Here is a 25,325-nt window from a genome sequence, read left to right as displayed (position 1 = left end):
CCACCGCATTCGCGGGTAAACCCGCTCCTACACAGATCGGTGGTGGGTACACATCGGTGGTTGGACACAGCCCGTTGTAGGAGCGGGTTCACCCGCGAAGAGGCCGGCCCTGCTGGCCAATTTCCACCCGCCGTTCACCGTTTCCGCCGCCACTGTATTAGCGGGTACAGGTTGCAAATAAGACCTTACTGCCCGCCTGCAGTCTCCTGCACACCCTTGAACCACTTCTGCTCAAGCTCGCCAGTCCGGCCACTGTCCTTCAAGCGCTGCAACGCATTGTTTACGGCGCTTTCAAAAGCCGGGTTGTCCTTCTGGAACGGGATCACCAGCTTCTTCTCGCCAATCGGCCGGCTCACATCGAGCGGGCCGTCGCCTGTGAGCGAATCACTCGACGGGGTGAGTGCGATGTCGTACTTGCCACTCTCGACACCCGCCAGCACTTCGGTCGCCGGGGCTTCGACGAACTCGGCGCGCAGGTCCAGTTCCTTGGCCAGGGCCTGGCCAAATTCGATGTCAAAACCTGTCAGATGGTCGTCTTGTTTGAAAGCGTAGGGCGAGTTGTCGGCTTGTATGGCAATGCGCAGTTCGCCCCGGTCGGCGATTTCGTCGATCAGCTCCGCCTGAGCCAATGGACTGATCAGTACTGCCAGCAGTACACCTATGGTCGAACGCATGTATGCCCCTTTTCTTTTTGCAGATTGAAAACGGTCGCCACGGCTTTCTTCCTCGCCGTGATCGAGCGCAGCCTATGACCTTCAAGCCTCGGCATTGTTTAACCCTGACTGAAATATTTCTGTCAGGCAATGTGAACACCTTGGCGGTTATTTCAACTAAGGTGAACTACCGCCGCTTTTGGATGACAGGCTGCGGTCAATAAGTGAATCACAGGAGAAGTGAATGAACAGCCTATTTTCGCGTGCTGCCGTTGCCGGTCTGCTGATGGGAGCGTCGGTGTTCGCCAGTGCCGCAGACGCCCTGAAGAGCCAGGAGCCGCCCAAGGAGGCGAAGGTCTTCATCGTTTCCCCCGCCGATGGTGCCACGGTCGACAAGACCTTCACCGTCAAGTTCGGCATCGAGGGTATGGGCCTCAAGCCTGCGGGCGATCAAACACCGCACACCGGGCACCACCATCTACTGGTGGATGTCGACAAGGAGCCCGTGGCTGACATGCCGCTGCCGACCAGCCTGATGCCAGAGGCCGGCGTCGCACTGCCGGCAGGGCCGCAAGTGCTGCACTTCGGCAAGGCACAGACCGAAACCAGCATTACCCTGACCCCGGGCAAGCACACCCTGCAACTGATTCTGGGTGACCAGTATCACGTGCCGTTCAAGCCTAGCGTCGAGTCGAAGAAAATCACGGTTGAAGTGAAATAAAAAAGGGAGGCCTTCATGGCCTCCCTTTTTCATGCTGCACCCAGACTTAGAACAGGACGCGGGAACGGATGGTGCCCTTGACCTGCTGCAGTTTCTCTTGCGCAAGGTCCGAGTACTCGGCGTCAACGTCGATCACCACGTAACCGACTTTCTCGTTGGTCTGCAGGAACTGACCGGAGATGTTGATACCGTTCTCGGCGAAGACCTTGTTGATCTCGCTGAGCACGCCCGGGATGTTTTCGTGAATGTGCAGCAGGCGATGTTTGCCTGGGTGCGCTGGCAAGGCCACTTCCGGGAAGTTGACCGAGGACACCGAAGTACCGTTGTCGCTGTACTTGACCAGTTTCTCGGCCACTTCCAGGCCGATGTTGGCCTGGGCTTCGGCGGTGGAACCACCAATGTGCGGCGTCAGGATCACGTTGTCGAGGCCGCGCAGCGGGCTCTCGAACTCTTCGTCGTTGGAGCGTGGCTCGACCGGGAATACGTCGATGGCAGCGCCGATCAGGTGCTTGTCCTTGATGGCAGCGGCCAGGTGGTCCAGCTCGACCACGGTGCCACGGGCGGCGTTGATCAGGATCGCGCCCTTCTTCATCGAGCGGATTTCCTTCTCGCCGATCATCCACTGGGTGGATGGCAGCTCAGGCACGTGCAGCGAGACGATGTCAGCCAGGCCCAGCAGCTCGTTCAGGCTGGTGACCTGCACGGCGTTGCCCAGTGGCAGCTTGGTCAGCGGGTCGAAGAAGTACACCTGCATGCCCATGTTCTCAGCCAGAACCGAAAGCTGGGTACCAATCGAGCCGTAGCCGACGATGCCCAGTTTCTTGCCGCGGATTTCGAACGAGTTGGCAGCACTTTTGATCCAGCCGCCACGGTGGCAGGAGGCGTTCTTCTCAGGGATGCCGCGCAGCAGCAGGATGGCTTCGGCCAGTACCAGTTCGGCGACCGAGCGGGTGTTGGAGTATGGCGCGTTGAACACGGCGATACCGCGCTCGCGGGCAGCTTCCAGGTCAACCTGGTTGGTACCGATGCAGAAGCAGCCAACAGCGACCAGTTTCTTGGCGCAGTCGAAGATCTCTTCGGTGAGCTGGGTGCGCGAACGGATGCCGATGAAGTGGGCATCGGCGATCTTTTCCTTCAGCTCGGCTTCCGGCAACGAACCAGTGAGGTATTCGATGTTGGTGTAGCCGGCGGCCTTGAGGGTATCGACCGCGTTCTGGTGCACACCTTCAAGAAGAAGGAACCGGATCTTGCTCTTGTCGAGAGAAGTCTTGCTCATCTGCGTAAACCTGTATCCCGGAGATAAAATGGCGAGGGGTGATGCCAGGCGCGAGGGCAGCCTTAGCATGAACAGCGGGAGGGCTATGCTAGCATACGCGACACAATCTGAGCTTATCCCGACAGGTGAAGAGTGCTCAGGGTGACCATGAATAAGTCGAGAGTTCCAGCGATGACCCGCCCCGCTGTTATTGAAGAACTGATGACCCTTGTCGACCCGGGCAAGGTCCTGACTGACCCGGTTTCCCTCGAAGCGTATGGCAAGGACTGGACCAAGCATTACCCGCCAGCGCCCAGCGCCATCGTCTTTCCCAAAACGATAGAACAGGTGCAAGCCATTGTGCACTGGGCCAATGCGCACAAGGTGGCGCTGGTGCCCTCTGGCGGGCGTACAGGGCTTTCTGCTGGTGCGGTGGCGGCCAATGGCGAGGTTGTGGTCGCCTTCGACTACATGAACCAGATCCTTGGCTTCAATGCTTTCGACCGCACTGTGGTTTGCCAGCCAGGGGTCATCACCCGCCAGTTGCAAACCTTCGCCGAAGAGCAAGGCCTGTATTACCCGGTGGACTTCGCTTCCAGCGGCTCCAGCCAGATTGGCGGCAATATCGGCACCAATGCCGGCGGAATCAAGGTGATCCGCTACGGCATGACCCGCAACTGGGTGGCCGGGCTGAAAGTGGTCACCGGCAAGGGCGAGTTGCTGGAACTGAACAGGGATCTGATCAAGAACGCCACCGGCTACGACCTGCGGCAGCTGTTCATCGGTGCCGAGGGTACGCTGGGCTTCGTGGTCGAGGCCACCATGCGCCTGGACCGCGCACCGCGCAACCTCACCGCCATGGTGTTGGGCACACCGGACTTCGACTCGATCATGCCGGTGCTGCACGCTTTCCAGGGCAAGCTGGACCTGACCGCTTTCGAGTTCTTCTCCGACAAGGGGCTGGCCAAGATCCTCGCCCGCGGCGATGTACCTGCGCCGTTCGCGACTGATTGCCCGTTCTATGCATTGCTGGAGTTCGAGGCCAGCACTGAAGACGTTGCCAACGAAGCATTGGCTACCTTCGAGCATTGCGTCGAGCAGGGTTGGGTGCTGGATGGGGTGATGAGCCAGAGCGAAACCCAGCTGAAAAACCTGTGGAAGCTGCGCGAGTACCTGTCGGAAACCATCTCGCACTGGACACCGTACAAGAACGACATTTCCGTCACTGTCTCGAAAGTGCCTGCGTTCCTGCGCGATATCGACGTCATCGTCTCTGAACATTATCCGGATTATGAAGTGGTGTGGTACGGCCATATTGGTGACGGCAACCTGCACCTGAACATCCTCAAGCCTGAGCATATGAGCAAGGATGACTTCTTCGCTTCGTGTGCCAAGGTCAACAAGTGGGTGTTCGAGATTGTCGAGCGTTACAACGGGTCGATTTCTGCCGAGCATGGTGTAGGCATGACAAAGCGTGACTACCTGAGCTACAGCCGTTCCCCTGAAGAAATCGCCTGCATGAAAGCAATAAAGGCCGTGTTCGACCCTAACGGCATCATGAATCCGGGTAAGATCTTTGCACCTGAATAAAAAGCAGTATCCAGAGGAGTCGGCCATGAGTTACCAGCACCAGTACGTAGACGGCACGCGCATTCACTTCCCCCTGGGCAAGGTGGTGTGCATCGGCCGTAACTATGCCGAGCACGCCAAGGAACTGGACAACCCGATCCCCACCGAGCCGCTGCTGTTCATCAAGCCGGGCAGCTGCGTGGTGCCGGCCGAAGGTGGCTTCAAGATCCCGGCCGAGCGTGGGTCGGTGCACTATGAAGTTGAAATTGCCGTACTGCTGGGCAAACCGCTGTCGACCCATCCGAGCGAGGAAGAGGTGCTGGACGCCATTTCCGGTTACGCGCCGGCGCTGGACCTGACCCTGCGCGACGTGCAGGCCAAGCTGAAGGAAAAGGGCCTGCCCTGGGAGCTGGCCAAGTGCTTTGACGGCGCTTGCGTGCTGCCACCGTTCGTCTCGGCTGCCAGCTTCGAGGATGTGACAGACATCCCGGTGCGCCTGACCGTGAATGGCGAAGTGCGCCAGGAGGGTAACAGCGCGCTGATGCTGAACCCGATCGTGCCGATGATTCAGTACATGGCAGCGCATTTCTCGTTGCAGGCGGGGGATGTGATCCTCACTGGTACACCGGCGGGCGTTGGGCCGTTCAATGTCGGTGACGAGCTGGTGCTGGAGCTGCCGGGTGTGAGCCGCTTCGAAAGCCGGGTGCTTTAACTCGAAACCGCGTCGCCTTCTTCGCGGGTAAACCCGCTCCTACAGGGATTGCACAGGCCTTGAATACTGTGCAGCACCTTGGGCGCGGGTTTACCGGCGAAGAGGCCGGCCCTGTTTACCGATTTTTCACACCCAATCCGGATAATGCGCGCACCTACGCCCATTTCCCCAGGATCACCGCATGCCATCCTCCTCCAGCGCCCCGGCAACTCCCAAGCGTCGCTTCTACCTGCGCTGGCCCTTCGGCCTGGCCGTGGCGGCGGTGATCGGCTATGGCGTGGCCGTGGCCATGCACTGGGATGACCGCGGTGCACTGTGGGTAAAAGAAGGCTTCGAAAGCACCGCCGAGCGTAGCGAAAGCGTGTGGTTGCCGGATTACCAGGTGGACATCGACGCCAAACCGCTGCCGGGCATGGATGATGATGAAGCCTCGGATGTGGCCTTCAACCCGCAAACGCGCACCCTGTTCGCGGTCATGGGCAAGAACCCGATCCTGGTCGAGCTGAGCCTGGAGGGCGATGTGCTGCGCAAGATCCCGCTCAACGGCTGGAACAACCCCGAAGGCGTCGCGGTGCTGGAAGACGGCAACCTGGCCATCACTGACGAGCGCCTGCACGATCTGACCGTGGTCAAGGTGGACGCGCAGACCACGGCACTGAATCACGACGACTTCCAGAGCCACGACCTGGGCCCGTCGGTCAAAAGCAACAAGGGCTTCGAGGCCATCGCCTGGGACCCGCTGCGCAAGCGCCTGATCATTGGCGAGGAGCGCCCGCCCAAGCTGTACACCTGGAGTACCGATGGCCGCAGCCCGCTCCAGGGTGACAAACAGCCGTTGCCGAGCGATGAACTCGACTTGCGCAACCTGTCTGCCCTGGGGGTCGACCCGCGTACTGGACACTTGCTGGTGCTCTCGGCCGATTCCAACATGCTGCTGGAGCTGGACGAGCAGGGCCAGCAAGTCAGCTTCATGACACTGCTGGGCGGCTTCAACGGGCTTGAAGACACCATTCCGCGGGCTGAGGGGGTGGCCATGGACGACAAGGGCAACTTGTACATGGTCAGCGAGCCGGCGCTTTTCTATCGGTTCAAGAAGAACTGACAACATCATCAGATTTGCCTGACGCTTGCATTAAGCTTTGCTTCAGCCATTCATGATTAGATTCGCCATCCTTGTGTCGAGTCTGTCCCTATGCGTCGTTTTGTTCGCCTGCTCCTTGTTCTGGCTGCCGTTGGTCTGCTCCTGCTTGGCTGGGCTGGGCAGGAGTTTCGCCTGTTCGAGCGTGGCTGGTTCAATCTGAAGACCTGGTGGCAGCCTGTGGAGCGCAGCATTGGCCTGGACCGCTACCGGGTGGTGCTGGAGGCGCAACCGATCGAAGGGCTGGATGATGACATTTCGGCGCTGACCTACGACCCCGACCGCAAAACCCTCTTCACGGTCACCAATGCACGTTCGGAGCTGATCGAGCTGTCGCTGGACGGCCGTATCCTGCGACGTGTGCCGCTGACTGGCTTTGGCGACCCGGAGGCGGTGGAGTACGTTGGGCCAAACAGCTATGTGATTACCGACGAGCGTCAGCAACGGCTGATTCGCGTACGGCTGGACGACGACACGCTGTTTCTCGATGCCGGTGATGCCGAGCAGCTGACGTTGGGCATTGGCCTCAATGGCAACAAGGGCTTCGAGGGCCTGGCCTACGATTCAGCGGGCAAGCGCCTGTTCGTGGCAAAGGAGCGGGACCCGATGCTGATCTATGAGGTGCATGGCTTCCCACATGACAATCCGGAAAAGCCCTACGCCGTGCATGTGGTGCAGGACCGCAAGCGCGATTCACGGTTGTTTGTGAGGGACCTGTCGAGTTTGCAGTTCGATGAGCGCAGTGGGCATCTGCTGGCGCTGTCGGACGAGTCGCGGCTGGTGCTGGAGCTGGATGTCGAGGGTAGGCCGCTGAGTACCTTGTCTTTGCGCAAGGGCTTCCAGGGGTTGCAGGCGACGGTGCCGCAGGCGGAGGGCATTGCGATGGATGAAGTGGGGACCATTTACCTGGTCAGTGAGCCGAACCTGTTCTATGTGTTCAAGCAGCCGGCTGACTGATTGCCTGTCAGGGCCTATTCGCGGGTAAACCCGCTCCTACCCAGGCTTGTGGGGTACCTGTAGGAGCGGGTTCACCCGCGAAGAGTTTTACTCGGCCTTGAGGCTCTTAACGCCCTCAGCAGTGCCCAATAACAGCAGATCCGCCGGCCGCGCCGCGAACAGACCGTTGGTCACCACGCCGACGATGGCGTTGATCTGCGCCTCAAGCTCCACCGGGTTGGTGATCTGCAGGTTGTACACATCCAGGATCACGTTGCCGTTGTCGGTGACCACGCCTTCACGGTACACCGGGTCGCCACCCAGCTTCACCAGCTGACGCGCCACGTGGCTGCGGGCCATGGGGATCACTTCGACCGGCAGCGGGAAGGCCCCCAGTACCGGCACCAGCTTGCTGCCGTCGGCGATGCAGATGAAGGTCTTGGCCACGGCCGCGACGATCTTTTCGCGGGTCAGGGCTGCGCCGCCGCCCTTGATCAGGTGCAGGTGTGCATCGCTCTCGTCGGCGCCGTCCACGTAGAACTCAAGCTCGCTGACGCTGTTCAGTTCGTAGACCGGGATGCCATGGCCCTTCAGGCGCTGGGCAGTGGCTTCGGAGCTGGCGACTGCGCCGTCGAAAGCGGTCTTGTGCTGAGCCAGGGCATCGATGAAGAAGTTGGCGGTCGAACCGGTACCGACGCCTACGACGCTCTTTTCATCCAGCTTGGGCAGAATGAAGTCGACAGCGGCCTGGGCGACGGCCTGTTTGAGTTGGTCCTGGGTCATGCGGGCTCCGGAAGGGGCAGGGCGGTTTCAAAGTCACCTAGTATAACGGCTCGCACGGCTTTGCTGTGGTCGCCCGACGTAGCGCTGGGGTAGACTCCCAGCCCTCGTCCCGCGGCCCAGTGATGCTTTCCCGATGCTCGAACAGTACGTCAAGAAGATCCTCACCTCGCGCGTCTATGACGTTGCCGTCGAAACCCCGTTGCAGAGCGCCGGGCAGCTGAGCAAGCGCCTGGGCAACCAGATTCTGCTCAAGCGCGAAGACCTGCAGCCAGTATTCTCGTTCAAGATCCGCGGCGCCTATAACAAACTGGCCCAGCTGAGCCCGGAAGAACTGGCCCGTGGCGTGGTCACCGCCTCGGCCGGCAACCACGCCCAAGGCCTGGCCCTGGCCGCGCGCGAAATGGGCATCAAGGCCACCATCGTGATGCCCAAGACTACTCCGGAGATCAAGGTCGAAGGCGTGCGCTCGCGCGGTGGCAAGGTGGTGCTGCATGGCGACTCGTTCCCTGAGGCGTTGGCCTATTCGCTGAAACTGGTCGATGAAAAGGGCTTTGTCTACGTTCACCCTTACGACGATCCGCACACCATCGCCGGGCAGGGCACCGTCGCCATGGAAATCCTGCGCCAGCACCCTGGCCAGCTAGACGCGATCTTCGTCCCGGTGGGCGGCGGCGGCCTGATCGCCGGCATTGCTGCCTACGTGAAGTACCTGCGACCGGAAATCAAGGTAATCGGTGTCGAGCCGGACGACTCCAATTGCCTGCAGGCGGCCATGGCTGCCGGTGAGCGCGTGGTGCTGCCGCAGGTCGGGCTGTTCGCCGATGGCGTGGCGGTGGCGCAGATTGGCCAGCACACGTTCGATATCTGCCGCCACCATGTGGACGAAGTCGTCACTGTCAGTACCGATGAAATCTGTGCAGCAATCAAGGATATCTACGACGATACCCGCTCGATCACCGAGCCTGCTGGCGCGCTAGGTGTGGCGGGCATCAAGAAGTACGTCGAGCTATACGGCGTCAGCGGCCAGACCTTGGTGGCCATCGACTCCGGTGCCAACGTCAATTTCGATCGCCTGCGCCATGTGGCCGAGCGTGCCGAGCTGGGCGAGAAGCGCGAGGCGATCATCGCCGTGACCATCCCTGAGCGCCCGGGTAGCTTCAAGGCCTTCTGCGAGGCTATCGGCAAGCGTCAGATCACCGAGTTCAACTACCGCAAGCACACCTCTGACGAAGCGCATATCTTCGTTGGGGTGCAGACCCACCCGGAAAACGACCCGCGCGCTGCGCTGGTGCAGCAACTGACCGAGCAGGGCTTCCCGGTTACCGATCTGACCGACAACGAACTGGCCAAGCTGCATATTCGTCATATGGTCGGCGGCCACTCGGCCGGTGCCAGCGACGAAATGGTGCTGCGCTTCGAATTCCCCGAGCGGCCGGGGGCGCTGTTCAACTTCCTCAACAAGCTGGGCGGGCGCTGGAACATCTCGATGTTCCACTACCGCAACCATGGCGCGGCTGACGGGCGCGTGGTGGCGGGGCTGCAGGTGCCGGAGGACGAACGTCACCTGGTGCCGGCAGCGCTGGCCAAGATCGGTTACCCGTACTGGGACGAGACCGAAAACCCGGCCTACAAACTGTTCCTGGGCTGAGCGGCTAAGCTAGGGCTGATGGCCCTTTCGCGGGCTTGCCCGCTCCCGCAGGCACTGCGCAGGCCCCAAGGCCTGAGATACCTTGGCAGGAGCGGGTAAGCCCGCGAAGAAGCTACCGCAAAATGCCAGTTTAAGGACGACCGAGACATGGAACACCTGACCACGCTCAAGACCTTGCACATCATTGCCACCGCGCTGCTGTTTCTGGGTGCCCTGGGCCTGGCGATCTGGACCTGGCGCGCCCGCCGCCAGGGCGATGCCGACGCCTACGCCAAGCTGCTGCGCCGGCCGTTGGTGTTCGTCTGGCTGGTGATGGGCCTGTGCCTGGTAAGCATGCCGTTCACCGGCTGGTGGCTGGTACACCTGGTGGGCTGGCCACTGGGGCAGACCTGGGTGTTGGCATCCAGTGTCATCTATACCGTCGGTGCGTTTGCCCTGTGGTGGCTGCTGGTGCGGCTGAACCGGCTGCGCAAGGCCGAGGTGGTCGGGTTGCGGTTCACCCTGGCGCTGGCGGTGTTCAGTGGGGTTTGCTTCCTGTCCATTGCCGGGCTGATGGGGGCCAAGCCGGTCTGACAGCCTTGTGCTGTTTGTGCCGGCCTCTTCGCGGGTGAACCCGCTCCTACAGGTACAGCGCAGCCCTCAAGGCCTGTGGTGATTCCTGTGGGAGCGGGCGTGCCCGCGAAAAGGCCGACACGCGAAACCTCAATCCCGCAGCGAGATCACCGGCCACCCACGGTTATCGGCCTCGGCCCGCAGGTCCGGGGCCGGGTCCACTGCCACTGCGTGGGTCACCCGCTGCAACAACGGCAGGTCATTCATCGAGTCGCTATAGAAGTAGCTGTCCTCAAGATCAAAGCCGTTCTCCAGCATCCAGCGCTCCAGCCGCGTCACTTTGCCTTCACGGAAACACGGTATATCGGTACTACGCCCGGTATAGCGGCCGTCGCGTATCTCGCACTCGGTTGCCAGCAACACCCGCACCCCCAGGCGCCGGGCGATTGGTGCGGTGACGAAGCGGTTGGTAGCAGTGATGATCACCAGTTGGTCGCCCGCCTCGCGGTGCTGCTGCAGCAAGGCCAGGGCCCTGGGCAGGATGATGGGCTCGATGCAGTCGCGCATGAAGTCGCGGTGCCATTCGTCGAGTTTGGCCATGGGTGTTGCCGCCAGGATCTCCATGGAAAAGGTCAGGTAGGCCTGCAGGTCCAGGGTGCCATTGAGGTAGTCCTGGTAGAAGCTGTCGTTGCGTTGCTTGTAGGCGACCGGGTCGAGAATGCCGCGCTCGCAAAGATAGTCACCCCAGGCATGGTCGCTGTCGCCACCGAGGAGGGTATTGTCCAGGTCGAATAAAGCCAGGCGCATCGCGGTCACTCGCATCAGCCACAGGGTAGGCCCGCAGAATACGGAGTTTTCACGCAGCTGCACATAAGCTTGGCGGGCGCGTTGCTGCGCTCGCAAGCTTTGTGGAACAATGCGTTGACATGCGTTTGCGAGGTTGCTGCCGTGATCGACCCGGATGGTTTTCGCCCCAATGTCGGGATCATTCTCACGAATGATGCCGGGCAGGTGCTATGGGCTCGACGGATCAACCAGGATGCCTGGCAATTCCCCCAGGGTGGTATCAACCCTGACGAGACGCCGGAAGATGCCCTGTACCGCGAGCTGAACGAAGAAGTTGGCCTTGAACGCGACGATGTAGAAATTCTTGCCTGCACCCGTGGCTGGTTGCGTTATCGTTTACCACAGCGCTTGGTACGTACCCACAGCCAGCCGCTGTGCATCGGCCAGAAGCAGAAGTGGTTCCTGCTGCGCCTGGTCAGCAACGAACAACGGGTGCGGATGGACCTGACCGGCAAGCCGGAATTCGACGGCTGGCGCTGGGTGAGCTATTGGTATCCGCTGGGCCAGGTTGTGACATTCAAGCGCGAGGTGTACCGACGCGCCCTGAAAGAGCTAGCACCGCGTCTTTTGACGCGCGACTGACGACGGAGTTCGACCCCGAGCCATGCTCAATACGCTGCGCAAGATCGTCCAGGAAGTAAACTCCGCCAAAGATCTCAAGTCGGCGTTGGGGATCATTGTCTTGCGCGTCAAGGAAGCCATGGGCAGCCAGGTCTGCTCGGTCTACCTGCTCGACCCGGAAACCAACCGCTTCGTGCTGATGGCTAGCGAAGGCCTGAACAAGCGCTCCATCGGTAAAGTCAGCATGGCCCCCAACGAGGGCCTGGTTGGCCTGGTCGGTACCCGGGAAGAGCCACTGAACCTGGAAAATGCCGCCGACCACCCGCGTTACCGCTACTTTGCCGAAACCGGCGAAGAGAAATTTGCCTCTTTCCTGGGGGCGCCGATCATCCACCACCGCCGTGTGGTCGGGGTACTGGTCATCCAGCAAAAGGAGCGCCGCCAGTTCGACGAGGGCGAGGAAGCCTTCCTGGTCACCATGAGCGCCCAGCTTGCCGGGGTTATCGCCCACGCCGAGGCTACCGGCTCGATCCGGGGCCTGGGCCGTCAGGGCAAAGGTATTCAAGAGGCCCGCTTCGTGGGTGTGCCGGGGTCGCCTGGCGCCGCCGTGGGGCGTGCGGTGGTGATGTTGCCGCCGGCTGACCTGGAAGTGGTCCCGGACAAGACCGTCGATGACATCGACGCCGAACTCAAGCTGTTCCAGAACGCCCTGGAAGGTGTGCGCGACGACATGCGCAAGCTGTCGGCCAAGCTCGCCACCCAGCTGCGCCCGGAAGAGCGCGCGCTGTTCGACGTGTATCTGATGATGCTTGAAGACGCAGCCTTGGGCGGAGAGGTGACCGAGGTCATCAAGACCGGCCAATGGGCCCAGGGCGCCCTGCGCCAGGTGGTGGGTGAGCACGTCAACCGCTTCGAGCTGATGGACGATGATTACCTGCGTGAGCGTGCCTCCGACGTCAAGGACCTGGGGCGGCGCCTGCTGGCGTATCTGCAGGAAGCACGCTCGCAGTCGCTGGTGTATGCCGACAACACCATCCTGGTCAGTGAGGAACTGACACCGGCCATGCTTGGTGAAGTGCCGGAAGGCAAGCTGGTCGGCCTGGTCTCGGTACTCGGCTCGGGCAACTCCCACGTCGCCATCCTCGCGCGGGCCATGGGCATCCCCACGGTGATGGGCCTGGTCGACCTGCCGTACTCCAAAGTCGACGGTATTGAACTGATCGTCGACGGCTACAAGGGCGAGGTGTTCACCAACCCCAGCGAAGTGCTGCGCAAGCAGTACAGCGAAGTGGTCGAAGAGGAACGCCAGCTGGCCCAAGGGCTGGATGCACTGCGCGAACTTCCGTGCATCACCCCCGACGGCCACCGCATGCCCCTGTGGGTCAATACCGGCCTGCTCGCTGACGTGGCCCGTGCCCAGCAGCGCGGCGCCGAAGGGGTGGGCCTGTACCGCACTGAAGTGCCGTTCATGATCAACCAGCGCTTCCCCAGTGAAAAAGAGCAGCTGGCCATCTACCGTGAGCAGCTGGCGGCCTTCCACCCGCTGCCGGTGACCATGCGTACCCTCGACATCGGTGGTGACAAGGCGCTGTCGTACTTCCCGATCAAGGAAGAAAACCCGTTCCTCGGCTGGCGCGGCATCCGCGTCACCCTCGACCACCCGGAAATCTTCCTGGTACAGACCCGCGCCATGCTCAAGGCCAGCGAGGGCCTGAACAACCTGCGCATCCTGCTGCCGATGATTTCCGGCATTCACGAGCTGGAAGAGGCGCTGCACCTGATCCACCGCGCCTGGGGTGAAGTGCGTGATGAAGGTACCGATGTACCGATGCCGCCCGTGGGTGTGATGGTGGAAATTCCAGCGGCGGTGTACCAGACCAAGGAACTGGCGCGGCAGGTGGACTTCCTGTCGGTCGGCTCCAACGACCTGACCCAGTATCTGCTGGCGGTGGACCGCAACAACCCGCGGGTCGCCGACCTGTACGACTACCTGCACCCGGCGGTACTGCAGGCGCTGAACACGGTGGTGCGCGACGCCCATGGCGAAGGCAAGCCGGTGAGCATCTGCGGTGAGATGGCCGGTGACCCGGCAGCGTCAGTCCTGTTGATGGCCATGGGTTTTGACAGCCTGTCGATGAACGCCACCAACCTGCCGAAGGTCAAGTGGATGCTGCGCCAGATCAATATGGGCAAGGCCAAGGAACTGCTGGCCGAGGCCTTGAGCCATGACAACCCGCAGGTTATCCACAGCTCGCTGCAACTGGCCTTGAAGAACCTTGGGTTGGCGCGGATGATTGGGCCTGAGGCCAACAAGACCCTCTGACTGAGCGCTGCCTGTTCGGGCCTCTTCGCGGGTAAACCCGCTCCTACGCGCGGAGCGGGTGTGTACATCTGGTGGCCCGGCACAGGCCGTTGTAGGAGCGGGTTCACCCGCGAAGAGGCCCGAGCAAACAACATCAAATGCTCAGGCCAACAACTCAATTTCCCCCAAATGCCCGCCAAAAGGCCCGAAGCTGCGCTCAACCAGCCGCCTTCGCCCCTGATTATCCACAATCAGCACTGTACTCGCCCGGGTCCCGTAATTCTGGCTGGCGATGAATACGCTCGACAGCAACTTCTCGGTCGCCAACCCCACGCCTGTCTCGGGTAGATCACCATCAGCCGCGGGCTCGTTGTCCGCAAGCAATGCCAGCAGCCTGTGCGGCTCCGGTGTGTCCAGCAGGCTCTGCAGCCCGTCACGTGCCTTCACCAGTTTCGGCCACGGTGTATCCAGCCCGGCGTTCGAAAGCCCGTAAACCCCAGCCTTCAGCAGGCGCGGCGTGGCCTCACGGGCATGCAGATAACCCAGTCGCTGCCCATCACCCACCAGCAGGTTGAACCCCGAGTACTGCCCGCTACGGCTGGCCACCTGGTCCAGGTAAGCCTCGACCCCCAGCTCCCCTTGCAGAAACGCCGCCACCAGTTCACCCCGCGAGCGAGGCCCCGGCGCCTGGCCTGGGTCGCGGATGTTGGTCAGCGCGGCAAAGCGCTGCTGTGGGCCTATGCCCAGCCAGGTACCGCCCGCTTCCAGGTCGCGCCCGGCATGCACCCCGGGTGCATCCTCCCAGGCCGCCAGGGGCTGAGTGGGGCGGGCATAGAATTCGTCGCGGTTGGCCGCCACGATCAGCGGCAGGGCGTGCCCCGGCCGCCAGGCAAATACGATCAGGCACATAGGTTGGCCTCTGTGTTTTCTGGTCACTGTACCCACAGGAGCGGTGCGGATCCATCCTGACACAGAGTTCACTAGAGCCTCGAGCCCGGCTTCCGTTACCATGCCGGATTGATTTCTAGGGGACGCCGAATGGAATTCGTGCTCTATCTGTTGTTGGGCGCCTGTGCCGGTGTGCTGGCCGGGCTGTTCGGCGTGGGCGGCGGCATCATCATCGTGCCGGTGTTGGTGTTCAGCTTTACCCTGCAGGGTTTCGACGCTTCGGTGCTGACCCACCTGGCAGTCGGCACGTCGCTGGCTACCATCGTCTTCACTTCTATCAACGCCGTGCTGGAGCACCACCGCAAGGGTGCCGTGCAATGGCCAATCTTCGCCTGGATGACCTTCGGCATCCTCCTGGGGGCGGGGGTCGGCGCCAAGACCGCCTCGCTGATCCAGGGCCCGTTGCTGCAAAAGATCATTGGCGTGTTCGCCCTGGTCATCGCCGCGCAGATGGCGCTGGACCTCAAACCCAAGGCCAGCCGTGGCGTCCCCGGCAAGCCCGCATTGATCGGCGCAGGCGGCGTAATCGGTTGGGCTTCGGCCATTTTCGGCATTGGCGGTGGTTCGCTGACGGTGCCGTTCCTCACCTGGCGTAGCCTGCCCATGCAGCAGGCAGTAGCCACGTCATCGGCCTGTGGCCTGCCGATTGCTGTGGCCAGTGCCCTGAGCTTCATGCTGCTGGGGTGGCACGAGGAGCACCTGCCGCCTAACAGCCTGGGTTACGTGTACCTGCCGGCGCTGGTCGGCATTGCCGTGACCAGCATGTTTTTTGCCCGCTTCGGCGCGCGCCTGGCGCACAAGCTGTCGCCCCGTTTGTTGAAACGCCTGTTCGCAGCCCTGCTGTTCTGTGTCGGCCTCAGCTTTTTGATTTGAATCGAGAGGAAGTTCCATGCTGCCTTACCCGCAGATAGACCCCGTGGCCTTGGCCATCGGGCCGCTGAAAATCCATTGGTACGGCCTGATGTACCTGATCGGCATAGGCGGTGCCTGGCTGCTCGCCTCGCGCCGACTGAACCGCTTCGACCCCACCTGGACGCGCGAAAAGCTTTCCGACCTGGTGTTCTGGCTGTCGATGGGGGTGATCGTCGGTGGCCGACTGGGCTACGTACTGCTCTACGACCTGCACGCCTACCTGGCCAACCCGGCACTGATCTTAGAGGTATGGAAGGGTGGCATGTCGTTCCACGGCGGCCTCATCGGCGTGATGCTGGCGGCTTTGTGGTTCGGCAAGCGCAACAACAAGTCGTTCTTCGAACTGATGGACTTCGTGGCCCCGCTGGTGCCGATCGGCCTGGGCGCCGGGCGCATCGGCAACTTCATCAACGCCGAGCTGTGGGGCAAGCCTACCGATCTGCCATGGGCGATGATCTTCCCGCCGTTCAGTGACCCGGCGCAGCTGCCGCGTCACCCCTCGCAGCTGTACCAGTTCGCCCTTGAGGGCGTGGCGCTGTTCGTCATCCTGTGGCTGTTCTCGCGCAAGCCACGGCCGACCATGGCGGTGTCGGGAATGTTCTCGTTGTGCTATGGCATCTTCCGCTTTGCCGTGGAGTTTGTCCGGGTGCCGGATGCACAACTCGGTTACATCGCGTTCGGCTGGCTCACTCAAGGCCAGTTGCTGTGCATTCCGATGATAGTCGGTGGCCTCGTCTTGATCTGGTGGGCTTATAATCGCAAGCCCACGGCGAAACCCGCCTGATTAATCCCACGGCAGGGGCGATCCCCCTGCCGTTTTTGCTACAGGTAAGCCATGAAACAGTATCTGGACCTGGTCCGCGACGTCATCGACAACGGCACGTTGCAAGGAAACCGCACCGGCATCCGCACCATCAGCCTGCCGGGCGCGATGCTGCGTTTCGACCTGCAGAAGGGCTTTCCGGCCATTACCACACGCAAGCTGGCGTTCAAGTCGGCGATTGGTGAAATGGTCGGTTTCCTGCGTGGCGTGAAGAACGCCGGTGAGTTTCGCGAGCTGGGCTGCAAGGTCTGGGACCAGAACGCCAACGAAAACGCTCAGTGGCTGGCCAATCCGTTTCGTCAGGGCCATGACGACCTGGGCGAGATCTATGGCGTGCAATGGCGCCAGTGGCCGGGCTACAAGCGCATCCCGCTGAGCAACCCGGCGGCTATCGAGATGGCCGAGCAAGCCGGTTTCCGCCGCATTGCCCAGGACGAAGAGGACGGCGTCGCGTTCGTCATCCTGTACAAGGCGATCGACCAGGTGCGCCAGTGCCTGGACACCATCGCAAACGACCCGGGTAGCCGCCGTATCCTGTTCCACGGCTGGAACTGCGCGCAACTGGACGAAATGGCACTGCCTCCGTGTCACTTGCTGTACCAGTTCCACCCGAATGTCGAGACCAGGGAAATTTCCCTGACCCTCTACATCCGCTCCAACGACCTGGGGCTGGGCACGCCGTTCAACCTCACCGAAGGCGCGGCACTGCTGTCGCTGTTCGGCCGCCTGACCGGCTATACACCGCGCTGGTTCACCTACTTCATCGGCGATGCCCATGTGTATGAAAACCACCTGGACATGCTCAACGAGCAGCTCCAGCGCGAGCCGCTGGAGGCGCCGAAGCTGGTCATCAGCGACCGTGTGCCGGCGTTTGCCGAGACTGGCAAATACGAGCCGGAGTGGCTGGAGAAGATCGAGCCGAGTGATTTCTGGCTGGAAGGTTATGAGCACCACGCGCCGATGACAGCGCCGATGGCGGTCTGATAGATCTTCATTGTTTGAACTGGCCTCTTCGCGGGTGAACCCGCTCCCACAGGCTGCTGCACAGGCCTAAGTCGTGCGCGGTCCCTGTGGGAGCGGGTTCACCCGCGAAGCTTTTGGCTCAATGCCCGTGACTGCGCCCCACATGCGAATGTTCGGTATCCGGCACCGATACCGCCCCGTTCGTCTCCAATTGCTGCAAGATCGCGCATTCACTCCCCTGCGCGTTGCAGCGCCGCCGCAGCTCCACCAACTGCTCCTGCAATGCCACCAAGCCATCGATCCGCGCCTGAACATGCTCGATATGCTCGTCGATCAGCGCATTGACGCTGCCGCACGCGTCGTCGGGGCTGTCGCGCAGGCGTAGCAGGCTGCGAATTTCGTCCAGGGTCATGTCCAGCGTGCGGCAGTTGCGGATGAAGGTCAGCCGCTCCACATGGGCCTGGGTGTACAGCCGGTAGTTGCCGTCGCTGCGTGCTGGCTCCGGCAGCAGGCTTTCACGCTCGTAGTAGCGGATGGTTTCCACCGCGCAGTCGGTGGCTTTGGCCAGTTCTCCGATCTTCATCACGAAATCTCCAGCAAAGAGGCTTGACCCTATAGTGGCTACAGGGTGTTCACTTGGCAACAGGCTCAATTTAAGGATGACCCATGAACCAGCCTGTCAGCCACGAACACAAGCATCCGCACGATCACGCTCATGGCGATGACGACCATAGCCATGCTGCCCACGGCCACAGCTGCTGCGGCGCCAAAGCCGCGCCGCCGCTGGTGCAACTGAGCGAAACGGCCAGTGCCCAGGCACAACTCAGTCGTTTCCGCATCGATGCCATGGACTGCCCCACCGAGCAGACCCTGATCCAGGACAAGCTGAGCAAGCTGGCCGGTATCGAACAGCTGGAATTCAACCTGATCAACCGCGTGCTTGGCGTGCGCCACACCTTGGACGGCACCGCCGATATCGAGCGGGCGATCGACAGCCTCGGCATGAAGGCCGAGCCGATCGCCGCCCAGGACGATGGCAGCGCCAGCGTGCCACAACCGGCCAAGGCCCACTGGTGGCCACTGGCATTGTCGGGCGTTGCCGCAATCGCCGCCGAAATCGTGCACTTTGCGGCACTGGCCCCGGAATGGGTGGTGGCGGGACTGGCACTGGCAGCGATCCTCGGTTGCGGCCTGGGTACCTACAAGAAGGGCTGGATTGCCCTGAAAAACCGTAACCTCAACATCAATGCGCTGATGAGCATCGCCGTGACGGGGGCCGTATTGATCGGCCAGTGGCCGGAGGCGGCTATGGTGATGGTGCTGTTCACCGTTGCCGAACTGATCGAAGCGCGCTCGCTGGACCGTGCGCGCAATGCCATCGGCGGGTTGATGCAGCTGACCCCGGACATGGCCACGGTGCAGCAGGCCGATGGCCTGTGGCGCGAACTGGACGTGCGTGATGTGGCCATCGGCGCACTGGTGCGGGTGCGCCCGGGTGAGCGCATCGGCCTGGACGGTGAAGTGACCAGTGGGCAATCCAGCGTCGATCAGTCGCCGATTACCGGCGAAAGCCTGCCTGTGGAGAAGGATGTGGGCGACAAGCTGTTCGCCGGCACCATCAACCAGGCGGGGGCGCTGGAGTTTCGCGTCACCGCCGCTGCCGGGCAGTCGACCCTGGCGCGGATCATCAAGGCGGTGGAGGAAGCGCAGGGTGCGCGGGCGCCTACCCAGCGCTTCGTCGACCGTTTCTCGCGCATCTACACCCCGGTGGTGTTCGCCATTGCCCTGGCCGTGGCGCTGATACCACCGCTGTTCATGGCTGGCGCCTGGTTCGACTGGATCTACCGGGCCTTGGTGCTGCTGGTTGTGGCCTGCCCATGCGCGCTGGTGATCTCGACCCCGGTGACCATCGTCAGTGGCCTGGCCGCTGCGGCGCGCAAAGGCATCCTGATCAAGGGTGGCGTTTACCTGGAGGGTGGTCGCCACCTGGACTTCCTGGCCCTGGACAAGACCGGCACCATCACCCATGGCAAGCCGGTGCAGACCGACGGCAAGGTACTCGTACCGCTGTTCGAAGACCGCGCGCAAGCCTTGGCGGCAAGCTTGGGCGAGCGGTCGGACCACCCGGTGTCCCGCGCCATTGCCGAGTTCGGCAAGCAGCAAGGCCTGGCCTTGAGCGAGGTCAGTGACTTTGCCGCCCTGGCCGGGCGCGGCGTGCGTGGCGTCATCGCCGGTGAGGTCTACCATTTGGGCAACCACCGCCTGGTCGAGGAACTGGGGCTGTGTTCGCCAGCGCTGGAGGCCCAACTGGATGCGCTGGAGCGCCAGGGCAAGACCGTGGTCCTGCTGCTCGACCGCTCCGGGCCACTGGCACTGTTCGCCGTGGCCGACACGGTCAAGGACAGCAGCCGTGAGGCGATCGCCGAATTGCATCAACTGGGTATCAAGACTGTCATGCTGACCGGTGACAATCCGCATACTGCGCAGGCCATTGCCGCCGTGGTGGGGATCGACCGCGCCGAGGGCAACCTGTTGCCGGCCGACAAGCTGAAAACCATTGAGGCGTTGTACGCCCAAGGCCATCGGGTGGGCATGGTCGGTGACGGCATCAACGACGCTCCGGCGCTGGCCCGCGCCGAAATCGGCTTTGCCATGGCTGCTGCCGGCACCGACACCGCCATCGAGACGGCCGATGTGGCGCTGATGGACGATGACTTGCGGAAAATCCCTGCCTTCGTCAGGCTGTCGCGCCAAAGTGCGGCGATCCTCATGCAGAACATCGTGCTGGCATTGGGCATCAAGGCGATATTTCTGGCGATCACCTTTGCCGGCATGGCCACGATGTGGATGGCGGTGTTCGCTGATATGGGCGTGAGCTTGCTGGTGGTGTTCAACGGCTTGCGCCTTTTGCGCAAATAGAGGACGTACATGCTGAGTTCCGAGCTGAAGGCCTTCTACATGGTGGCCCGTCTGGGCAGCATCACCCAGGCGGCGAAGAAGCTTGGCCTCAGCCAGCCCACGGTGACCACGCAGATCCGCAGCCTGGAAGGCCAGTACGCCGTGGAGCTGTTCTACCGCGGCGGGCGGCGCCTGGTGTTGAGCGAGGAGGGCTTACGCCTGCTGCCGATGGTCAAGGCGCTGCTGCAGCAGGAAGCCGACATCGAATTCGAGCTGCGCAACAGTGGCCAGGCCCAGGGCAGCCTGCGCATCGCTGCTACTGCGCCTTACTACATTCTCGACCTGGTCAAGGTCTATCGTGAACGCCTGCCACAGGTTGAAGTGGCGGTAGAGATCGGCAACTCGCAGCAGGTGCTGGAAATGCTCGAGGATTACCGGGTGGATATTGCCGCGTCGTCGCAATGGGTGGAGGACGCGCGGTTGGTGCGGCGGATACTGGGCACTGACCCGTTGGTGGTGGCGGTGCACCGCACCCACCCGCTTGCCCATCGCCAGACGGTGTCGATCGAGGTGGTGTCGGGGCATTGCCTGCTGATGCGCGAGAAGGGCTCGACCACACGCAAGCTGACCGAGCAGATGATGCAGGAGGCCGGGGTCAAGGCCGGCGCCCTGATGGAAATCGGCAGCCGCGAGTCGATCCGCGAAGCGGTGCTGCGCAATATCGGCATCAGCGTGATTGCCCGCCATGAGGTGCCGCACAATCCCGAACTTCGGGTGCTGGCGCTGGAAAATGCGCCGGTGATGCATGAGTACCTGTATTGCCTGAAGGAGCGGCGCCAGGCCCGGTTGCCGGCGGCATTCCTGGGGGTGGCGCAGGAAGTGGCCGGTTCGCAGTTCTAGATCCGTGTTGGCTTCTTCGCGGACAAACCCGCTCCTGCATTTCTGTGTACCCGCATGCCTGCATTTTCCGCGTACACGCATTCCGTTGTAGGGTTTTCCCGCGAAGAGGCCGGCACAGGCCACTACTAAATCTGCCTATACCACTATCACCGGCTTTTGCCTTACAGCCACAGAACCTTCGCACAGCCTGCCTAGCATGGCCCCATCTCTTCGATGAGGCCATGCCATGAACCACACCACCCCCGGCGCACAGATAAAAGTGTGCAACATCCACAAGCGCTTCGGTGCCTTCACGGCGCTCAACGATGTCTCGCTGGACATCGCCGCGGGCGAACTGGTGTGCCTGCTCGGCCCATCCGGCTGTGGCAAGACCACGCTGCTGCGTTGCATTGCCGGCCTGGAGCGCCAGGATCGCGGTACGCTGTACATCGGCGAACGCGATATCTCCAATCTGTCTCCCCAGGCGCGGGATTACGGCATCCTGTTCCAGTCCTACGCGCTGTTTCCCAACCTTACCGTCGAAGCCAATATCGCCTATGGCCTGACGGGCAGTGGTCGGGAGCAGGCCCGTCAGCGGGTGGCCGAAATGCTCGAACTAGTAGGCCTGACGGGCAGCGAGAAGAAGTACCCAGGCCAGCTCTCCGGTGGCCAGCAGCAGCGTGTGGCCCTGGCCCGCGCGCTGGCACCGTCGCCATCGCTGCTGCTGCTCGATGAGCCGATGTCGGCGCTGGACGCCCGGGTGCGCGAGCACCTGTGCACCGAACTGCGTCAACTGCAGCGCCAACTGGGCATCACCACGTTGATGGTTACCCACAACCAGGACGAGGCCATGTTGATGGCCGACCGCATTGCGGTGATGAACAACGGCCAGGTCGAACAGTACGCTACCCCGCAGGAAATCTACGACCACCCGGCCACGCCGTTCGTTGCCGAGTTCGTCGGCCAGGGCAACTGGCTGCCTTTCCAGCGCAGCAGCGATAGCCATGCCCAGGTCGGCGACATGAACATGCGCCTGGCGCCGGGTTCAGCCCAGGCCAGCAGTGGCCGGCTGTTCTGCCGCCCGGAAGCGATCACGGTCAACCCGGTGGTGCACGAAGAAAACCTGTTCCCGGCCATGGTCCGCGAAATCACCTTCCTCGGTAACCGCTGCCGCATGAGCTTTGAACTCAAGGCTCTGCCAGGCCATGCCCTGCTGGCCGAGCTCGCCCCCGAGGCCATGCCGCGCCTGGGTTCGCAGGACATCTGGGTGGCGTTGCCACCGCAGAGCCTGCAGGTGTTTGCCTGAGATGGCCGCGCCAATGTCCGTGCCGTTGAGCCAGGCCAAAGCCACGCCGCGTGCTGGCGTCGCCCTAGGTGACCGGCTGTTCGTCGTCGGCGGCAAGAGCGTGCTGCTGATTCTGTTGGTGCTGGCCGTGCTGATGCCGTTGCTGGCGATCTTCTGGCGTGGCTTCAGCGGTGAAGCGGGCCAGGGCGGTGGCTTGCTGGCGGCCCGTGAACTGTTCGCCAGCGCCAGCTTCCACTGGTTGCTTGGCAACAGCCTGTCGGTGGCCTTCACTGTCGCGGCCATTGTGGTACCGCTGGCCTATTTGTTCGCCTTTGCCCTGCAACGCACGTTGATCCCGGCCAAGGGCCTGTGGCGGGGGATTTCGCTGCTGCCATTGCTGGCACCGTCGATGCTGCCGGCCATCGCCCTGGTCTACCTGTTTGGCAACCAGGGCCTGCTGCGCGGGTTGCTCAGCGACAATATCTACGGCTTCTGGGGTATCGTGCTGGGCGAGGCTATCTACACCTTCCCGCATGCGCTGATGATTCTGCTGTCGGCACTGTCACTGGCTGATGCTCGCCTGTTCGATGCGGCCTCCAGCATGGGGGCAGGCTCGTGGCGGGCGTTCACCAGCATCACCTGGCCGGCCTCGCGCCAGGCGGTATTCGCGGCGTTTTGCCTGGTATTCACGCTGACTATCACAGACTTCGGTGTACCGGTCGTGGTGGGGGGCGACTATCAAGTGCTGGCGCTGGAAGCCTACAAGGCGGTGGTGGGCCAGCAACAGTTCGGCCGTGGCGCGCTGATCGGCATGGTGCTGCTGTTGCCGGCCCTGTTCAGCTTTACCGTCGACGCCTGGCTGCGCCGACGCCAGGGCGAGGCCATGGGTGGCCGTGCGCAGGTGTTCGAACCCAAGCCATCACGCGGCCGCGATGCCTGCTTCCTGACCATTGTGCTGCTGGTGTGCGCGGCGTTGCTGTTGGTGATCGGCATGGCGGTGTACTCCTCGCTGGTCACTTTCTGGCCCTACAACCTGTCGTTGTCGCTGCGCCACTACATGTTCGAAGACACTGCCGGTGGCGGCTGGCTGGCCTACCGCAATAGCGTGACCATGGCCATTGGCACCGCGCTGATTGGCAGCATCGTGATCTTCACCGGTGCCTACCTGATGGAGAAGACCCAGGGCCAACGCCTGCTCAACCATGCGCTGCGCCTGCTCAGCTTCATCCCCATGGCCGTGCCGGGCCTGGTGCTGGGCCTGGGCTACGTATTCTTCTTCAACCTGAACGGCAACCCGCTGCATGTGCTGTACGGCGGCATGGGGTTGCTGGTGGTGTGCACCATTGCCCATTACCTGACCACCGCGCAGATGACCGCGACCACCGCCCTGCGCCAGCTCGACGGCGAGTTCGAGGCCGCCGCGCTGTCGTTGAAAGCGCCGCTGTACAAGCACTTCCTGCGCGTGACTGTGCCGATCTGCTTGCCGGCACTGCTGGATATCATCCGCTACCTGTTCGTATCGGCGATGACCACCGTGTCGGCAGCGATTTTCCTGTACAGCCCCGACACCATCCTGGCTGCCGTTGCCGTGCTGAACATGGACGACGCCGGCAACGTTGGTGGTGCCGCCGCCATGTCCACCCTGATCCTGCTGACCAGTGCCGGCGCCTCATTGTTGCTGGCTGCAGCCTCGCGCGGCCTGCTGCGCCGTTCCCAAGCCTGGCGCCAACGCGCCGCGACCGTCTGACTTCCAAGGAACCTACCCATGCACAAGCACCTTACCCTTGCCGCTGCCGTTTCCGCCGTGTTCAGCCTGCAGGCTTCAGCCGCCGATACCCAGCTGACGGTCTACACCGCCCTGGAAGCCGAACAGCTGAAAACCTACAAGCAGGCCTTCGAGAAGGCCAACCCGGATATCGAGATCAAGTGGGTGCGTGATTCCACTGGCATCATCACCGCCAAGCTGCTGGCCGAGAAAGAGCGCCCACAAGCCGATGCTGTGTGGGGGTTGGCGGCATCGAGCCTGGCCATCCTCGACCAGAACGGCATGCTCGAAGCCTATGCGCCGAAGGACCTGGGCAAGATCTCCGGCAATTATCGCGACGCCGCCAACCCGCCAGCCTGGGTCGGCATGGACGTGTGGGCCGCCACCATTTGCTTCAATACCATCGAGGCCGAGAAACAGGGCCTGAGCAAACCGGTGAGCTGGCAGGACCTGACCAAGCCCGAGTACAAGGGCAAGATCGTCATGCCCAACCCGGCTTCGTCCGGTACCGGCTTCCTGGATGTCAGTGCCTGGTTGCAGACCTTTGGCGAGCCGCAGGGCTGGGCCTACATGGACGCGCTGCACCAGAACATTGGCCAGTACGTTCATTCCGGCTCAAAGCCGTGCAAGCTGGCGGCGGCGGGCGAGTTCCCGATCGGTATTTCGTTCGAATATCCGGCCGTGCAGCTCAAGCGCCAAGGCGCGCCGTTGGACATCGTGCTGCCAAAGGAGGGTTTGGGCTGGGAGATCGAAGCGACCGCGGTGATCAAAGGCTCGCCCAAGGCGGATGCGGCCAAGCGCCTGGCCGATTTCTCGGCCAGCCCGGCGGCCATGGAACTGTACAAGGAAAACTTCGCCGTACTGGCCGCGCCGGGCATCGCCAAGCCGCAGACCGAGCTGCCGGCAGATTATGAGCAGCGGCTGATCAAGAACGACTTTGCCTGGGCCTCGAAGAACCGCGACCAGATTCTGGCCGAATGGCGCAAGCGCTATGACGGCAAGTCGGAGAAGGTGGCCCAGCAGTAACGCTTCGCTATTGCAGGGCCGGCCTCTTCGCGGGTATACCGCGAAAGGGCCGGCCCTGCTGGCCAATTTCCACCCGTCGTTCACTGTTGCTGCCGCTACCGTATTCGCGGGTAAACCCGCTCCTACACCGGATTGGTGGTGGACACACAT

23 protein-coding genes are annotated in these 25,325 nt (G+C 62.3%); 17 read left to right on the top strand and 6 right to left on the bottom strand.

The genetic code is table 11. The features are described 5' to 3' along the window. Positions 1-185: 185 nt before the first annotated feature. Positions 186-674, bottom strand: coding sequence for a transporter substrate-binding domain-containing protein (locus ACF8GF_RS04155; protein ID WP_176685699.1), 489 nt, complete (start codon positions 672-674; stop codon positions 186-188). Between the two features lie 223 nt (positions 675-897). Here ACF8GF_RS04155 and ACF8GF_RS04150 point away from each other — a divergent pair, with 223 nt between their 5' ends. Beyond that, positions 898-1,374 (top strand): DUF4399 domain-containing protein, encoded by a 477-nt coding sequence (locus ACF8GF_RS04150; RefSeq protein WP_014592762.1) that lies wholly within the window; start codon positions 898-900, stop codon positions 1,372-1,374. A gap of 46 nt (positions 1,375-1,420) precedes the next feature. On the opposite strand, the gene serA is transcribed toward ACF8GF_RS04150, so the two are convergent. After that, a complete protein-coding gene (gene serA / locus ACF8GF_RS04145; protein ID WP_014592761.1) occupies positions 1,421-2,650 on the bottom strand; it encodes a phosphoglycerate dehydrogenase in 1,230 nt (409 codons plus the stop codon). Between the two features lie 171 nt (positions 2,651-2,821). Between serA and ACF8GF_RS04140 the strand changes: the two genes are divergently transcribed. The 4 genes from ACF8GF_RS04140 to ACF8GF_RS04125 all read left to right on the top strand — a co-directional run bounded on the left by ACF8GF_RS04140 (position 2,822) and on the right by ACF8GF_RS04125 (position 7,005). Beyond that, positions 2,822-4,219, top strand: coding sequence for an FAD-binding oxidoreductase (locus ACF8GF_RS04140; protein WP_392487871.1), 1,398 nt, complete (start codon positions 2,822-2,824; stop codon positions 4,217-4,219). A gap of 25 nt (positions 4,220-4,244) precedes the next feature. After that, on the top strand, positions 4,245-4,910 hold the full coding sequence (locus ACF8GF_RS04135) for a fumarylacetoacetate hydrolase family protein (protein WP_176685697.1): 666 nt from the start codon (positions 4,245-4,247) through the stop codon (positions 4,908-4,910). Positions 4,911-5,091: 181 nt separating this feature from the next. Beyond that, positions 5,092-6,012: an SdiA-regulated domain-containing protein gene (locus ACF8GF_RS04130; protein ID WP_176685696.1), complete on the top strand. Its 921-nt coding sequence runs from the start codon at positions 5,092-5,094 to the stop codon at positions 6,010-6,012. A gap of 90 nt (positions 6,013-6,102) precedes the next feature. Next, a complete protein-coding gene (locus ACF8GF_RS04125) occupies positions 6,103-7,005 on the top strand; it encodes an SdiA-regulated domain-containing protein (RefSeq protein ID WP_392461979.1) in 903 nt (300 codons plus the stop codon). Between the two features lie 87 nt (positions 7,006-7,092). On the opposite strand, the gene rpiA is transcribed toward ACF8GF_RS04125, so the two are convergent. Continuing rightward, positions 7,093-7,767, bottom strand: a complete 675-nt coding sequence (gene rpiA, locus ACF8GF_RS04120) for a ribose-5-phosphate isomerase RpiA (protein ID WP_003249004.1) — start codon at positions 7,765-7,767, stop codon at positions 7,093-7,095. Positions 7,768-7,900: 133 nt separating this feature from the next. Here rpiA and ilvA point away from each other — a divergent pair, with 133 nt between their 5' ends. Then, complete coding sequence (gene ilvA / locus ACF8GF_RS04115) at positions 7,901-9,415, top strand: threonine ammonia-lyase, biosynthetic (RefSeq protein WP_003249006.1); 1,515 nt, start codon at positions 7,901-7,903, stop codon at positions 9,413-9,415. Positions 9,416-9,562: 147 nt separating this feature from the next. Next, on the top strand, positions 9,563-9,988 hold the full coding sequence (locus tag ACF8GF_RS04110; protein ID WP_392461981.1) for a DUF2269 domain-containing protein: 426 nt from the start codon (positions 9,563-9,565) through the stop codon (positions 9,986-9,988). A gap of 129 nt (positions 9,989-10,117) precedes the next feature. Here the strand turns inward: ACF8GF_RS04110 and ACF8GF_RS04105 are convergent, their stop codons facing one another. Next, positions 10,118-10,774: an HAD family phosphatase gene (locus ACF8GF_RS04105; RefSeq protein WP_176685693.1), complete on the bottom strand. Its 657-nt coding sequence runs from the start codon at positions 10,772-10,774 to the stop codon at positions 10,118-10,120. A 141-nt stretch (positions 10,775-10,915) separates the two neighbouring features. Here ACF8GF_RS04105 and ACF8GF_RS04100 point away from each other — a divergent pair, with 141 nt between their 5' ends. Together ACF8GF_RS04100 and ptsP are read left to right on the top strand one after the other, a co-directional pair. Continuing rightward, entirely contained in the window at positions 10,916-11,395 is a 480-nt protein-coding gene (locus ACF8GF_RS04100; RefSeq protein ID WP_003249017.1) for an RNA pyrophosphohydrolase, read from the top strand. Positions 11,396-11,417: 22 nt separating this feature from the next. Further along, on the top strand, positions 11,418-13,697 hold the full coding sequence (ptsP, locus tag ACF8GF_RS04095; RefSeq protein WP_176685692.1) for a phosphoenolpyruvate--protein phosphotransferase: 2,280 nt from the start codon (positions 11,418-11,420) through the stop codon (positions 13,695-13,697). Between the two features lie 141 nt (positions 13,698-13,838). Here the strand turns inward: ptsP and ACF8GF_RS04090 are convergent, their stop codons facing one another. After that, a complete protein-coding gene (locus ACF8GF_RS04090; protein WP_392487870.1) occupies positions 13,839-14,585 on the bottom strand; it encodes an NRDE family protein in 747 nt (248 codons plus the stop codon). 129 nt (positions 14,586-14,714) lie between these two features. Here ACF8GF_RS04090 and ACF8GF_RS04085 point away from each other — a divergent pair, with 129 nt between their 5' ends. The 3 genes from ACF8GF_RS04085 to ACF8GF_RS04075 are packed head-to-tail and all read left to right on the top strand — an operon-like array spanning position 14,715 to position 17,343. Further along, entirely contained in the window at positions 14,715-15,497 is a 783-nt protein-coding gene (locus tag ACF8GF_RS04085; RefSeq protein ID WP_176685690.1) for a sulfite exporter TauE/SafE family protein, read from the top strand. A gap of 16 nt (positions 15,498-15,513) precedes the next feature. Continuing rightward, complete coding sequence (gene lgt, locus ACF8GF_RS04080; RefSeq protein WP_176685689.1) at positions 15,514-16,320, top strand: prolipoprotein diacylglyceryl transferase; 807 nt, start codon at positions 15,514-15,516, stop codon at positions 16,318-16,320. A gap of 51 nt (positions 16,321-16,371) precedes the next feature. Then, positions 16,372-17,343, top strand: coding sequence for a thymidylate synthase (locus ACF8GF_RS04075; protein WP_028697543.1), 972 nt, complete (start codon positions 16,372-16,374; stop codon positions 17,341-17,343). A gap of 118 nt (positions 17,344-17,461) precedes the next feature. Here the strand turns inward: ACF8GF_RS04075 and cadR are convergent, their stop codons facing one another. Next, positions 17,462-17,905 carry a cadmium resistance transcriptional regulator CadR gene (gene cadR, locus ACF8GF_RS04070; protein WP_176685688.1) on the bottom strand — a complete coding sequence of 148 codons (444 nt, stop codon included), beginning with the start codon at positions 17,903-17,905 and terminating at the stop codon, positions 17,462-17,464. Between the two features lie 83 nt (positions 17,906-17,988). On the opposite strand from cadR, the gene ACF8GF_RS04065 reads away from it, so the two are divergent. The 5 genes from ACF8GF_RS04065 to ACF8GF_RS04045 all read left to right on the top strand — a co-directional run bounded on the left by ACF8GF_RS04065 (position 17,989) and on the right by ACF8GF_RS04045 (position 25,175). Then, positions 17,989-20,241 carry a heavy metal translocating P-type ATPase gene (locus tag ACF8GF_RS04065; protein ID WP_392487869.1) on the top strand — a complete coding sequence of 751 codons (2,253 nt, stop codon included), beginning with the start codon at positions 17,989-17,991 and terminating at the stop codon, positions 20,239-20,241. 9 nt (positions 20,242-20,250) lie between these two features. Next, positions 20,251-21,120 carry a LysR family transcriptional regulator gene (locus ACF8GF_RS04060; RefSeq protein WP_176685686.1) on the top strand — a complete coding sequence of 290 codons (870 nt, stop codon included), beginning with the start codon at positions 20,251-20,253 and terminating at the stop codon, positions 21,118-21,120. Positions 21,121-21,346: 226 nt separating this feature from the next. After that, positions 21,347-22,405 (top strand): putative 2-aminoethylphosphonate ABC transporter ATP-binding protein, encoded by a 1,059-nt coding sequence (locus ACF8GF_RS04055; RefSeq protein ID WP_176685685.1) that lies wholly within the window; start codon positions 21,347-21,349, stop codon positions 22,403-22,405. Between the two features lies 1 nt (position 22,406). Continuing rightward, positions 22,407-24,131: a putative 2-aminoethylphosphonate ABC transporter permease subunit gene (locus tag ACF8GF_RS04050; protein ID WP_339536006.1), complete on the top strand. Its 1,725-nt coding sequence runs from the start codon at positions 22,407-22,409 to the stop codon at positions 24,129-24,131. Positions 24,132-24,149: 18 nt separating this feature from the next. Then, the gene (locus tag ACF8GF_RS04045) at positions 24,150-25,175 is read left to right on the top strand and encodes a putative 2-aminoethylphosphonate ABC transporter substrate-binding protein (RefSeq protein WP_176685683.1); all 1,026 of its coding nucleotides are present in this window, start codon (positions 24,150-24,152) and stop codon (positions 25,173-25,175) included. The last annotated feature ends 150 nt before the right edge of the window (positions 25,176-25,325 follow it).

Origin of the sequence: Pseudomonas sp. yb_5, from assembly GCF_043103865.1 — a bacterium.
Taxonomy (GTDB): Bacteria; Pseudomonadota; Gammaproteobacteria; order Pseudomonadales; family Pseudomonadaceae; genus Aquipseudomonas; species Aquipseudomonas putida_Y.
This window is presented reverse-complemented; position numbering and strand designations above follow the sequence as displayed.

Coding starts and splice junctions, on each gene's coding strand:
- ACF8GF_RS04155 (WP_176685699.1), bottom strand. CDS start 674: ATGCGTTCGACCATAGGTGTACTGCTGGCAGTACTGATCAGTCCATTG.
- ACF8GF_RS04150 (WP_014592762.1), top strand. CDS start 898: ATGAACAGCCTATTTTCGCGTGCTGCCGTTGCCGGTCTGCTGATGGGA.
- serA (WP_014592761.1), bottom strand. CDS start 2,650: ATGAGCAAGACTTCTCTCGACAAGAGCAAGATCCGGTTCCTTCTTCTT.
- ACF8GF_RS04140 (WP_392487871.1), top strand. CDS start 2,822: ATGACCCGCCCCGCTGTTATTGAAGAACTGATGACCCTTGTCGACCCG.
- ACF8GF_RS04135 (WP_176685697.1), top strand. CDS start 4,245: ATGAGTTACCAGCACCAGTACGTAGACGGCACGCGCATTCACTTCCCC.
- ACF8GF_RS04130 (WP_176685696.1), top strand. CDS start 5,092: ATGCCATCCTCCTCCAGCGCCCCGGCAACTCCCAAGCGTCGCTTCTAC.
- ACF8GF_RS04125 (WP_392461979.1), top strand. CDS start 6,103: ATGCGTCGTTTTGTTCGCCTGCTCCTTGTTCTGGCTGCCGTTGGTCTG.
- rpiA (WP_003249004.1), bottom strand. CDS start 7,767: ATGACCCAGGACCAACTCAAACAGGCCGTCGCCCAGGCCGCTGTCGAC.
- ilvA (WP_003249006.1), top strand. CDS start 7,901: ATGCTCGAACAGTACGTCAAGAAGATCCTCACCTCGCGCGTCTATGAC.
- ACF8GF_RS04110 (WP_392461981.1), top strand. CDS start 9,563: ATGGAACACCTGACCACGCTCAAGACCTTGCACATCATTGCCACCGCG.
- ACF8GF_RS04105 (WP_176685693.1), bottom strand. CDS start 10,774: ATGCGCCTGGCTTTATTCGACCTGGACAATACCCTCCTCGGTGGCGAC.
- ptsP (WP_176685692.1), top strand. CDS start 11,418: ATGCTCAATACGCTGCGCAAGATCGTCCAGGAAGTAAACTCCGCCAAA.
- ACF8GF_RS04090 (WP_392487870.1), bottom strand. CDS start 14,585: ATGTGCCTGATCGTATTTGCCTGGCGGCCGGGGCACGCCCTGCCGCTG.
- ACF8GF_RS04085 (WP_176685690.1), top strand. CDS start 14,715: ATGGAATTCGTGCTCTATCTGTTGTTGGGCGCCTGTGCCGGTGTGCTG.
- lgt (WP_176685689.1), top strand. CDS start 15,514: ATGCTGCCTTACCCGCAGATAGACCCCGTGGCCTTGGCCATCGGGCCG.
- ACF8GF_RS04075 (WP_028697543.1), top strand. CDS start 16,372: ATGAAACAGTATCTGGACCTGGTCCGCGACGTCATCGACAACGGCACG.
- cadR (WP_176685688.1), bottom strand. CDS start 17,905: ATGAAGATCGGAGAACTGGCCAAAGCCACCGACTGCGCGGTGGAAACC.
- ACF8GF_RS04065 (WP_392487869.1), top strand. CDS start 17,989: ATGAACCAGCCTGTCAGCCACGAACACAAGCATCCGCACGATCACGCT.
- ACF8GF_RS04060 (WP_176685686.1), top strand. CDS start 20,251: ATGCTGAGTTCCGAGCTGAAGGCCTTCTACATGGTGGCCCGTCTGGGC.
- ACF8GF_RS04055 (WP_176685685.1), top strand. CDS start 21,347: ATGAACCACACCACCCCCGGCGCACAGATAAAAGTGTGCAACATCCAC.
- ACF8GF_RS04050 (WP_339536006.1), top strand. CDS start 22,407: ATGGCCGCGCCAATGTCCGTGCCGTTGAGCCAGGCCAAAGCCACGCCG.
- ACF8GF_RS04045 (WP_176685683.1), top strand. CDS start 24,150: ATGCACAAGCACCTTACCCTTGCCGCTGCCGTTTCCGCCGTGTTCAGC.